This window comes from Streptomyces sp. NBC_00285 (assembly GCF_036174265.1).
In the GTDB taxonomy this organism is placed as follows: domain Bacteria; phylum Actinomycetota; class Actinomycetes; order Streptomycetales; family Streptomycetaceae; genus Streptomyces.
Genome location: NZ_CP108055.1, coordinates 7,238,815 through 7,251,034, shown reverse-complemented (window position 1 = coordinate 7,251,034; position 12,220 = coordinate 7,238,815). Strand labels below are relative to the sequence as shown.

General features: G+C 71.5%; 5 protein-coding genes. 4 read left to right on the top strand and 1 reads right to left on the bottom strand.

Features of this window, described 5'->3' with window-relative positions:
• Positions 1-133: 133 nt before the first annotated feature.
• The 4 genes from OHT57_RS33655 to OHT57_RS33640 are packed head-to-tail and all read left to right on the top strand — an operon-like array spanning position 134 to position 9,505.
• Entirely contained in the window at positions 134-1,768 is a 1,635-nt protein-coding gene (locus tag OHT57_RS33655) for a PD-(D/E)XK nuclease family protein (protein ID WP_328750486.1), read from the top strand.
• Positions 1,765-2,946, top strand: coding sequence for a restriction endonuclease-related protein (locus OHT57_RS33650; protein WP_328750485.1), 1,182 nt, complete (start codon positions 1,765-1,767; stop codon positions 2,944-2,946). The genes OHT57_RS33655 and OHT57_RS33650 overlap by 4 nt, the downstream gene beginning before the upstream one ends.
• Positions 2,939-6,550, top strand: coding sequence for a hypothetical protein (locus tag OHT57_RS33645; RefSeq protein WP_328750484.1), 3,612 nt, complete (start codon positions 2,939-2,941; stop codon positions 6,548-6,550). Before OHT57_RS33650 ends, OHT57_RS33645 begins: the two co-directional genes overlap by 8 nt.
• Positions 6,551-6,565: 15 nt before the next feature.
• The gene (locus tag OHT57_RS33640) at positions 6,566-9,505 is read left to right on the top strand and encodes a pPIWI_RE module domain-containing protein (RefSeq protein WP_328750483.1); all 2,940 of its coding nucleotides are present in this window, start codon (positions 6,566-6,568) and stop codon (positions 9,503-9,505) included.
• Positions 9,506-9,692: 187 nt separating this feature from the next.
• Here the strand turns inward: OHT57_RS33640 and OHT57_RS33635 are convergent, their stop codons facing one another.
• A complete protein-coding gene (locus tag OHT57_RS33635; protein WP_328750482.1) occupies positions 9,693-12,188 on the bottom strand; it encodes a hypothetical protein in 2,496 nt (831 codons plus the stop codon).
• Positions 12,189-12,220: the final 32 nt, after the last annotated feature.

Sequence of the window (12,220 nt, the reverse complement as noted above, 5' to 3'; positions counted from 1 at the left end):
ACCGCAGCACCATCCCAGGCACAGGATAGCGGTTCACAAGACAAGCGAGAGGCATCGCTTGACTTAGTTCACAAACATGCGCTTCCCTGAGGTCATGGGTTCCCTTCTCCAACTCCGCCGCGAGGGAGACAGCGTGACGCTTTATCAGCCTCCGCCCGGCACAGTCGGCGACACCCGGCTCATCCGGACTTCGCTGCCTCTGCTCCGCGAGGATCCGCAGGACTGCCCCCGGGGAAACGCCCTGCGGGCCAGGCCGCTCGTGGTGCAGGCACCGGAACGACCGCGCGGAAAGCCCCTTGAGGACTTCGCGCTCGGGCCGGTGATGCGCACCCTGGACCTCATCGAGTACGAGGGAATGGATCCGCAGGCCGCGCTGCGGCGGCTCCATCGCAGCACGAAATGCCATCCGGGTCACGCCAGTTGGGCCGAGATGGCGGTAAGCAACTACCTGGCCGCGCGCGAGGCGTCCGAAACTGACCGTCGCGAGCTCGGGCGCCCCGCGACGACCGCCGTGCACGCGCAGTGGACCGCGATCGCCCAGTCGCCGGGCGATGCGCCGGACGAGCGAGGGGCGACGCGGTACGAACGCACTGCCTGGGGGCGGCGGTACTCATCCTCGGACGGCTCGGAGCGCGAGCTGTGGCTCCTCTCCGTGAACACGGTCAAGGAGGACCGCCCGCTCGGGGAGATCGCCGAAGCAGCCGCCGTCACCGCCACCGGGGTTCCCACGCGGGCCGCCTTCGGCGACATCCACCGCCCCGTGGCGGGCAGCACCGTTCCTCCACGGCAGGTCAGGGTCATCGGCATCGGCTGCGGGGACGGTCGGCACATCGTCCTCGCAGACTGGGACGCCGGCCGGACGGTCCATGAGTTCACCCTGCATGCCAAGCCCGTACTGGCCCGCGTGGCCGAGGACGACCGGCTCAACCCCGGCTCCGGGTGCGAGCGGTGCGAAGGACTGACGGGTTGTGAACAACCGCCCCGCGTGAACGGTCTGATCGGCGTACCCGGACCGCGCCTGCCCCGCAAACGCCGCTCGGTCTCCGCCACCGATCTGCGCGTGCACTCCCGCTGTCCCGCCCAGTTCCACCTCACCCGAGTACTTCACCTCCGGTCCAGCGAGCCCGAGAGTGAACCCGTCCGAAGGGGGCGGGCGGTCGATGACTGGCTCAACGAGCGGCATCGCCAAGGGAGTTGCGATGGCGCCACTCTCCCCGCCAGCCTCCCGGGGCTCTCCGAGGCCGAACAGCCCCCTGCCCTCGCCATGCTCGCCCAGCACCTGCTCGACTGCCCCCTCGACGGACTCCGGCCCGATGAGGACGTACGTGTGCAGCCGCGCCTGACCGCGTACGACCCCGAGCTCGACGTGCTCCTCATCGCCGACCCCGACCTCCTCTACACCCGTTCCGGCGGATGGATCTGGCACGAGACGAAGACGGCCTCCCGGCGCCCCTGGGAGGGGCGGGAGCTGATGGAGACCTACCCGCAGCTGCCCTTCGCAGTCCTGCTGATGGCGGCGGGCGTGCCGGGTGGCGATCCGCGCCGGTCGCTGATCGAACTGGAGATGCTGTACGAGGGCAGCTCGGGCTGCGAGGAGATCGACCCCGGCGAGCCGGAGACGCAGGCCGAGGCGCGCCGCATCATCGCGGAGCTGGCGGGTCCCTGGGCCGTCGACGAGACGTACGCCCCGAAGCCGGGGGGTCATTGCGCGGGCTGCGAGATGCTCGGCCACTGCGCCGTCGGCCGGTCCCACCTGGAGGCCCGGTGAACGCCGTGCCCGCGAACGAGGACGGCTTGCCCGTCCACGCCGCCGACTGGTCCGCCCACGACGGCATCCCGCTGATGCGCACGCTGGCCTCGGCACTCACGGCGCTGGACGCCGAGACCGGACTGGACTCCTTCACTCTGCCGTACCCGGCCGAGGTCCAGCGCGCCCTGGACCGGACCGTCCTGGCCTGCCTGGAACGGCGTGCCGAGCCCCCGACGAGCCTCCCCGACCTTCTGTCGTGGTGCCGGGAACGCCCCGTGGCCGACTGGCCGGTCGATCTCCCGCCCGACGCGGTGGGCCCCGCCGACCTGCTGCTGGACCCGGACTCCTCACGGCCGACCGAGCTGTGCCACGAATGGGCGGAACAGACCAGGGACAGCGCCCTCGTCCTGCGTGACCGGGAAATCATCCGGGCCGCGCTGCGGCTGTGCCGCGAGTACGGGGAGGAGGAGGCGTACACCGAGTTCCGGCGGCTGCTGGTCACCCGGCCGGTGCTCACCGCCGCGGAAGAGTTCGCGGTGTCGGTGGATCACGTCCTCGACCCGGTCAAGGAGCTGCTGCGCCGCATCTACCAGCCCGTTCCCGACAGCTATCTGCGGGGCGACACCTACGCGGTCTGCGGACGCTGCCTGACCCTGTTGACCCCGTTGCTGCACGGCGGCGGCTGGTGGTGCGAGCGCGATCGCTGCCGCCGTCTCGGGCCGCCCCCGGTGGGACGCCGAATCCAGAAGGAGGAGGCCGGCGGGCTGCTCCAGCTGGAGCGGCCACTGCGTCAGTTCGTGACCGGTCCTGGACGGGCCGAGGTGGAGCTGGAGGCGCGGCTAACGGCTCTCGGACTGCGTGTGCGGATGTGGCCGGCGTACGACGCGTACGACGTGCACATCACCTTCGCCGACGGCTGGGTGTGGGCAGTCGATGTGAAGGACTGGGCCCACCCTGCCTTCCTCGGCCGGGCCGCACGGCCCGTGCCTCCGGAGCCCCGGTACGACGAGGCGTTCTGGGTGGTACCCCGGGCCCGGGCCGACGATCGGCCAGGCTATGTCGCCTCCTTCGAGCGCAACCGCCCCGCGGCGGCCAGGGATCTGCTGCTGCTCACCGACACCGAACTGGTCGCCCGGGCCCGGGCCCGTATGAAGCGGACCGGGACCGGCCGCGCGCAGGAGGACCGCGATGCGTGACCGCGACGGCTGGCACAAGCCTGTCAGCAAAGAGCTCTCACGGTTGTGGGGGGAGGTGCCCGCCGAACTGTCCGGGGTGAAACCCGGCCTGCTGTGCCAGGTCGAGCTGGCCCTGCGGCTGCTGGAACGTCTCGCGCCGGAGGAGCCCGCCCGGGGCGCGTACGTCCTGTTCGGCGGCTATCCCTTCGCACGGGCACGCGGCATCGCGGTGACCCGGGAGCACGAAGTACTGCTCACCGCCGGCCGCCATCTGCTGTGGACGCTGCGCCGACGTCGTACCTGGCACCAGGCCCTGGAGACCTACGCCGCCCTCCCGGAGCGGCTGCGCGCCTATGACGTCCCGGCGGACGACGCCCCCGCGCGGCGCAGCGAACCGGTCGTCGCCTCCGACCGGATCGCTGTGTACGACATCGCGCTCGCCGCTCTTCCCCCGCTGGTCCGCAAGGCGTTGCCGATCGCACCCGTCGGCCGGGCCACCTTCGTCGACCGGCGACGGCCCACCTCGGTCATGCTGCCGGAGCACCTGCGGCCCGATCCGGTGCCGGGACACGCCCCGGAAGGCGGGCGTCCGGGGCGCGGTGAGCCGATCACTCTGAAGCGGGCGGACCTCGTCGAGACCGCACGCTGGATGGACCGGATCGAGCGGCAGGAGCACGTCGAGAGCCCCGGGTACTGGGAGGACAGGCTGTCCGAACTCCACATCGCTCCGCGCGACGCCGACCGGCTCGGCTTCTCCGAGGACGGCGACCTGCGTCTGGACGGCCTGCTGCACCTCGCGGGCATGGTCGGCGCGGGCAAGTCCACGCTGATGACACTGATCGCCGTGTGGGGCGCCCGTCAGGAGCCGAAGTTGCGGACAACGATCGTCGTCGGGGATGTGGCGGAGCAGCTGCGGCTCAGCGCGCTGCTGCGCGACCTCGGACTCGCCGCGACCCCCGTCCTGGGGTTGACCACGCGTGAGACGCATGTGCAACGGCTGCACCGCAGACTGGCCTCCCGGGGCCTGGACAACCTCCTCGACCATGACCTGCCGGGCTTCGACGACCTGAGCACGGTGTGCGTGGTGAACGCGCTGCGCGGCACCGAGGCAGCCGAGCCGCTGCGGTTCGCGGACGCGCCCTGCACCTCGCTGTATCCGGAGAAACGCCGGGCCGCAAAGAAGGAGCCGGACACCGTTCCCCTGCCCGAGCCGTACCGGCCGGGTCGTCCGGCCCGACCCGAGCGAGCCGCCCAGCCGCACCCGCCAGAGGCCAAGGGCACTCCCCATGGGTGCCCCCTGTGGTACGCCTGCCCGCGTCACCGCTCGGCGCGCAAACTCGTCGACGCGCAGATCTGGGTGGCCAACCCGGCGAGCCTGGTGCAGACATCCGTGCCGCGGCACCTGGGCGACGAACGGCTGCGCCACCTCGAACTGGCCTGTCTGCGCAGCGACATCATCATCGTCGACGAGGCCGACTCGGTGCAGATGAAGCTGGACGAGATCTTCGCCCCGTCGGCGACGCTGGTCTCGCCCGGCCCCGAGTCCTGGCTGGACCAGCTCCAGACACACCGGATCGAGGAACTTTCCCGGCAGGGCCGGCTGCCGCTCACGGACCAGGAGATCGAGCGCTGGTCCGCCTCGCTGACGGTGGTGCACGCCGCCACCGACCGGCTGTACAAGCTGCTGATCTCCGACGAGGAGCTGCGCGAGTGGGCCGACATGGAGTACTTCAGCCCCTGGACCCTGCAGGAGAAACTGCTGGGCGACTGGTTCGCCCCGGAGCGCACCCCGGGAGCCCCCGACGGGGTGGCGGACGAGGCGGAGCTGTACGAGGCATACGAGGACGACGCTGCGGAGCCGGAGCCGTCGGGCCCCGGTTCCGACGCCCGCCGCACAGAGCTGACGGACCTCTTCGACACGTTCCGCGACGATCCCCTGGGCGGCCTCGGGCCCTACGGAAGCACGACTGACGATTTGGTGCGGCTGGCCCAGGATCTGCTGACGACGCTGTCCTCCTCCGACACCCGCGCCCGCGTCCTCGCCGTACTGCACCCGCTGCTCGCCGAGGGCCCCGCCGACTCCCGGGCAAAGGACGAGACCTGGCTCGATCTCACCGCCCGACGGCTGGAGTTCATGCTGCTGCTCAGCGCCCTGAACCACCGCCTGGACCGGTTGGTCTTCCTGTGGCCGCAGGTGGAGGCCGCCCTGCACCTGGACTCGACGGGCAACGAGCTCTCCCGCCGACCTCCCCTGGACTACGCGCCGCTGGTCCCGGAGGCCCCGATGGGCAACGTCCTCGGTTTCCAATATCTGCCCGACGACCGGGAAAGGGACGTCGACGGACGGCACAGCGGCACCCTGCGCTTCTTCCGCTGTGCGGGCGTCGGCCGTGAACTTCTTCTCTCGCTGCACGAGGTGGGAGCCGACCCGGGCGCTGGCCGCCGGGGCCCGCATGTGGTGCTGCTGTCCGGAACGAGCTGGGCCGGGTCGTCCACCCGCGCCCATGTACTCGCGCCGGTCGGCGCCGTACTCAAACCGTCTCCACGCTCGCTGGAGGCCGTGAGCAAGTCGGTATTCACCACGCACTTCCTCTACGACGACGAGGGCCGCCCGATGAGCCTGTCGGGCACTGAGCCGAAGACCCGGCCGGCCGCGGCGCGGGCACTGGCGAGCAGGCTCGGATCCCCGGGCCGCGGCGGCGCCCCGAGCCCCCTCGAGCAGGAACTGGCAAAGATCGCCGACGACCGCCGGCGGCGGGCGGTCCTGCTGGTCGGCAGCTACAAGGAAGCGAACACCGTCGCGGACGTGCTGCACGGCATGGAACGCTGGCACGGCCGCGTCCGGGTGCTGGCCGCCGATGACGCCGATCTGGACCAGGCGGTACGCGGCTCGGGGCCGACGTCCTCCGGATCCGACCGCGCCACCGCGCTGCGCCGAGGTGATCTGGCCTCCTTCGCCGAGGACCGCAGCGCGGAACTCCTCATCGCCCCGCTCATGGCGGTCGAGCGCGGCCACAACATCCTCAATGCCCAGCGCAACGCGGCCTTCGGCACGGCCCTCTTCCTGGCCCGGCCGCATCCGCGCCCGGACGACCTGGCTCTCGCCGTGTTCGCGATCAACGACTGGGCCACCCGTTTCGCCCGCGACGAACCCGGCCTGGAACAGGGCACGTTCACCAAGCTGGCGGTCGCCGCAGACAGTCTCGACGAAGCGGGACTCGCGTTCCGTCATGTGGCGCGCGGCGAGTGGCGCAGGCTGCTGTCCCGCCGCTACATCTACTCGCGACTGTCCGACCACGAGAAACGGTCTTTCACCTGGGACCAGTTGGTGACGATCTGGCAGGTCATCGGCCGGCTGGTACGCGGTGGTGTGCCGGCCCGGGTGGTCTTCGTCGATGCCCGTTTCGCTCCGCGCACCGCCAGGCTGCTGTCTCCCGGAGCGGCGGCGTCCCCGCTCCCGCAGGAGGACGGGCTGCTGACCGGCCTGCGGGACGTCCTCGCCCCGTACTTCGCTGAAGCCACCGTGCCGCCCGACTGCCCCGATCCGGGCGATCCCGCGGTCGCCCGTCTCCTGTACGCGCCCCTCTACAACGCGCTGCGGGACATCACCCACCACACCTCCTGAACGAAGGACCCTCTCATGGCTCAGCGCTACGACTCCATCCGAACCGCTTCCTCGCTGCCCGTCTCCCGCGACGCCTCGGTGACGGGGCGGTACCGGGCTCTGCCCTTTCCCGAACAGTGGCGCGGCCCGCTGCTCGCGCTGTGCGGCGCGGGCCGCGACAAACCGCTGGAGACGGTCCCCACCTTCCGCATGGATCAGGTGATCCATGCACTCGCACCCGATGTCCTGGTGCGCCCGCGACCGTCCCTGTACCGGGGCGAAGGCCCGGACTTCTGGCTGTACGTGCCGGAGGACATCCCGGATCCTCTGCCCGACACGGCTTTCCGGGCTCTCGTCGGAGCCTGGCTGAAGGATCTCCGTCCGGAGCGCGAGTACCGGTCGCTGCTGAACGAGACCAGGGACGCCCTGTTCGAGGCCCCTCCCGAGTGGCAGGAGGGTGTGGAGGTGGAACTGCTGCGCTGCCCGACCACCCCCGGCGGCACGGCGGCCCCGGATCCCCGCCAGTTCCAGCTGACTACGGACTGGCTGGCCCGGCGACTCCTCGACGAACTGGAGCCGTACGACTTCGGCGCGGGGCGGCTGCGCTTCCGCGCCATGCCGCGCGGGCCCCGCGACCAGGGAGCCGAGCTGGTGTCGCAGGCGCTGAAGCACGAAGGGAGCCGGGGCACGGAGTGGTTCTCCGTCGTCCTGAACATCACCCTTCAGACGGTGCCGTTCGACCCGCTGCCCCGCTTTCACCTGCACACCCACATCCGGCGGTACGCCACCCACGTCGGCGTCAAGTCGGGGCGGCTGTATCTGCCGTACGGCCGCAGGACCACGGTGCTGCTGCGCCCCCGGGTGCCATGGCTGCCCGGAGCCCCGGCGAGCGACCGGTTCGCTCTCGCCCGCCTCGGGTGGAACAAGGGCGGCTATGACTGGGTGGGCGGCGGCCCCGCCGGGATGCTGCGGAGTATGTCACTGACCGATTCGTTCCCCGACGCCGAGTCCGTTCTCACCGCCCCGGCCGAGTGGCTGGAGGACGGGATGCGGGCCGCCGTCGTACACAGCACCGCGATGGGGTCGCACGAGGTGGGAACCGGTCTGATGCCCGACCAGCGTTCGAGGATCGTCGAGTGGGCCGAAGAGGCACTGCCGGAACAGTTGCGTCCGGCGCCCGCGCTGGTGCGTACCCGTCTGTCGGGGAGCACTCCTGCCAACCCGCGCCGGGAACCGTCCGAAGCGACGAAGAAGGCCGCGGAGGAACGGCAGCGGACGGAGGCCCGCCGACAGGGAGCCGCCTTCGCGCTGCGGTGCCTGGCCCCGGACGCGGACCCCGGTGAACTGCCACTCCTGGACGCCGGGTTGTTCTGGCAGACGTCCGAGATGCGCGACACCGCAGTGGCCGCCCTGATCGCCCATCTGGACCTCAAGGGGGACGGAGGTGCGCCGGAGGACGCCGGCGCCTTCGACGGCACGGTCGTGCTGGAGTGGCAGACTCCCGAGCTGACGGTACGGCTGCGCTGCCGCAAGCTCACCCGCTCGCTGGGCCACGACCTGACGCTGCCCGGGGGATCCCGGCACTCGCGCGAGGCGGTTACCACCGCACTCGGTGTCCGGCGCCGGGAAGTGGCGGCTTTCGTCGCAGAGGACATGCCCTCCCTCGTTCCCTCCCTCGCCCTGGTGGAGATCGACCGGGCCAAGGACTTCACCTCCTCGGACCACGACGCCAAGTTCGCTCTGCGGCTCGGTTGCGCGGACGCCGGTGTCCTCACCCAGTTCATGGCCGTACCGAAAAGGGCCAAGGGCTACAACAGCGAGAAGAACAAGGACTTCCGCGCGGCCAAGGCCTGGGACGACGGTCTGCGCCAGCTCGGCGTACGGATCCACCCCGAGCACAGTCTCGGTGAGCGGCTTCCCTCGGGTATGCGGTACGCGGCCGTGTGGATGGTCCGCAAGAATCGTCGCAGCCGTACGCGCTGGGCCGGGCACGTGCCGGTCGCGGTGCTTGTCACGCCGGAGGTGTCCGGACAGGGTCTGGCGCGGGTGGAGGGCTGGGACGACGAGGTGCGGGCCTGGGTGCCATATCCGGCGATGCTGCTGGGGCTGACCAAGCGCGCAGAAGTACCGGCCCCGGGCACGTTGCCCGCTCCGCGCGGCGGCGACGGTCCCGTCTCCCGCCCGTCGTGGTGGGCGGACATGGCCGAGCAGCGCCGGGCCGCCGAGGAGTGGATCCAGCGAGTGCGCCGCTCCCTGCGCGGTACGCCAACGATGCTGCTGGCCCACGGGCAGAACATGCGCTCGCACTGGACGTGGCTGCAGGACGGCAAGGTGGTGGCCGACAAGTTCCGTGACGGTCACGCGCCCGCACGCCGTCTCGATCCGGACCTGCGCCTGGTGCGGGTGCGCACGTCACGCGGGCGGGAAACGGCACAGTGGTGGGGAGTGAACCCGGACGGGGCGAACGGCCTCGCGGCCCATCTGTGGACGAACCCGAATACCGGCCCGGAGACGGCCCGTGTCTTCTGGTCCACCACACCGAAAGCGCGGACTTTCAAACTGTCGGTGGCCGCCGACAAGCTCGCCCCCCGGGTGAACACCAAGGGAAAGCTGACCGTCGACACCGACAAGGCCGCATGGAACCCGGGACTCGTCGAGTTCACGGTCCTCGGCTGTCAGCCGGAGGATGGTGACTCCCCCGAGGCGGTGGCGCTCGCAGCGCATCAGCTCCGCCAGGCCCCCGACCTGCCGGACGCGCTGAGCTTGCCGCTGCCGCTGCATCTCGCCGGCCTCGCGCAGGAGTACGTCCTACCGACGCGTGCGGAAGGGGACGAGCCGCCCTTGGCGGACGCTGCGGCCGACACCGACCCAGACGCGGGCGCGGCCCCGGGTCTGGCAAGGGAACCGGAACCGCAGGACGATGAGGAGCAGTTGTCATTGTTTGACGAGGCGACGACCCGAGCGGCGCGACTGTAGGAGCAGCCGTCGCCGTACCGCGGCCACTGCCCTCCGCCTCCCTGTTCCTTTGATGGATGGGCCAACGTCCGGCGCTATGAAATGCACGAAAGGGCGACGCGGATCAGCTGGGGGCGGTCTCCAGCGGTCAGAGCACCGAGGAAGCCCGCGAGCCACCGGCCGCTGCGGACGCGACCGGTGACCTGGTTCAGCCATGCCTTTTGCCCTTCTTACGACCGCCACCCTTACGCCCTGCGGCCGGCTGCGCTTGGCGTACCTGTCCCAGGTACGCCCTCTCGCACTCCTTGTACGCCAGCGCGGCGGATCGGGCGATCTCCTCGTCCGGATGGTCCGACAGCAGCTGAAGGGCATGCGAAGCGGTGGCGGGGTCGGCACGGGCGAGAGCCGACGCCAGCGTGGAGGCACCGCCCGGCCAGCCGGTGGCCATGTGCGCGAACCCCTCGTGCAGAGCGCCGAGTTCGGGGACGGGATGGCCGCCGTCCGCTCCTTCCGACGGCATCTCCTCGTCCTCCGGGATCTCTCCGAGGGCGAAGGACGCGCGCCAGGCGGGGATCGCGAGGGCATGGAGGCGGTCCAGCTGCCACAGCAACCGGGACGAGAGGGGCACGGCCTCTTCCTCGACCGTCTCCTCCGCCGCCCGCAGCACCTCGGCGGCCCAGGCGCCCAGTACCGGGTCACCGACGTACTCGGCGAGCAGTTCGGGCGGGGCGTCCGGCAGGGTCAGCGCCACCAGTCGGCGGTGACCCAGCAGGTCCGTGGACGGCGCGGGGATCGCCAACGCCGCCAGCAGCCTCGGCCAGCGCGCCCCGGGCCCCTCGCCACCCGCGACCCACTGGCTCAGCAGCCGATGGGCGGCCGGATCGTCCCACTGCCGCGCGGCGGGGACCAGCCGTTCGGCTTCCATCTCGATCATCGCCTCCAGGGTGGGGAAGCGCTTCGCCACGCTCGACGGAGTCCACTGTCGCTCCTGTCCATGCCCCTCCTCCTGCCCCTCGCTGTCACCCGCGGGGGAACCGGTTGTCTCCCACGCCGAATCTCCGGTACGCGGTGGCCAGCCGCCGCCGTACGCCAGCAGCAGCGCCTCGCGAAGGACCGCGGCGGCCAGCGGCGTCAGCCCGTACGCGTCGCCGCGCCGCCACACCACACCGGCCGCGGCCAGCAGATCCAGGCGGCCGACCAGCCGCCGAGCCACCGGCGCCAGCTCGGCGGCGTCCTGTTCGTCCAACGGGCCCAGCTGCAGCAGCCGTTCGAGCTCCGGCAGCGGCGGCAGGCGGTACGCCTCCGCTGTGCGCCCGGGTTCCGCCGGCTCCATGGAGTCCTCGGGTCCGCGCACCGGCGCGGCGAGCGCCGCCTCGGGCGATACCACCCAGTCGGCCGCCACAGCCGCCTCCCGTGCCACCGACCGGGTCTCACCCGCCGCGCAGTGGAGTGACACCAGATCGCCCAGGGTCTCGCCCTTGAAGTCGTCCCCGAGATCCGGATCCGTGCCCAGCCGCGCGCACAGCTCCACCAGGGCTCGCACCGCGAGAGCCGCCAGTTCGCCCGCGTTCCGCTCGCGCCATGCCTCCAGGGATGGCCCGGGCTGCGGCCTGCCCTCCGGATCCAGGACGAGAAAACCAGTCGTGAGCGCGAAGTCGACCCCGTCCGCATCAGCGTCCGCGGGCGGGGACGCGGCGAGCTGCGCGGCGTGCGCGAGCAACCCGCTGCCGAACAGCGCGGACAGGAAGCCGTCCCGGTCCGCGGGCAACGGGTGCGGCGGTGCAAATGGTTCGTCTCCCCGCAGAATGTGGTGCTGCTCGACCACCTCGCCCACCGCGTTGAACAGCGCCATGTCGTCAGGACGCGGACCTGGCGCGGGAAGTGCCGCCGTCGGCAGTTCGGCCGACCCGAACGACCAGCGGCGACTTAGACGCAACCCGGCTTTCGTGACCGCCTCAGTCCACTCGTCCACTCCATCGGCGTCCATCAGACGCGCCAGTTGCTCGGGGTCCAGCAGTCCCAGCACCCATGGCGCCTCGTTCGACTCGGTCAGACACAGGGCGAGGCGCTGCCCCAGTGCGATCGCGGCCACCGCCTGCCGCTCCATCGCCAGTCCGCGCCGGTAGGGGCCGAGCGCCCAAGCCGCCGGGCCCGCGCCCACGGAGCCGGCGTCCGGCTCTACCGCGTCTGTCACCTCCGGCAGGGACAGCAGCCCGACACGCTCCGCGTACGGCAAGCGCGCCAGTTCGTCCAACTCTCCGCGCACCGCCTTCGCGTCCCGTACGTCGACACCGCGCGCCCGCAGCAGACCGCCCCAGAAGCGAGGGAGCGTCAACTCGCGTGGGTCGCACATCACCCGCAGGTGCTCGTCGGCGCACTTGTCGATGGCCTCGCGCAGCCGCACGTGCCGCTTGGCGTTGAGCCGCCCGTCCGCTCTGGTGCGATCCGCCAGCACACGCAGCACCGCGAGCGCCGCGCCCTCCTCGCCCGGCGTGACGGACAGGAACTGCGGCAGCACCTCGAGCAGCACGGCCCGTACCAGGTCGGGAGTGGCCTCGGGCAGCCCGTCGCGTACCTTGGCACCGCTGAGCGCGAGCAGATGCACGACCGCGTCCGCGGCCACTGGATCAAGACGTTCACCATGCTCCGTGCCCCACGAGAGAAGAGAGCAGGCGGCCAGACCGGATTCCGCTTCGCGTGTCACCCGAACACCGTACAGAGCCGTTCCCGGCGTGG

What these genes read in the sequence shown, in the direction of transcription:
- OHT57_RS33645 (WP_328750484.1), top strand. Translation starts at nt 2,939, where the DNA reads ATGCGTGACCGCGACGGCTGGCACAAGCCTGTCAGCAAAGAGCTCTCA.
- OHT57_RS33640 (WP_328750483.1), top strand. Translation starts at nt 6,566, where the DNA reads ATGGCTCAGCGCTACGACTCCATCCGAACCGCTTCCTCGCTGCCCGTC.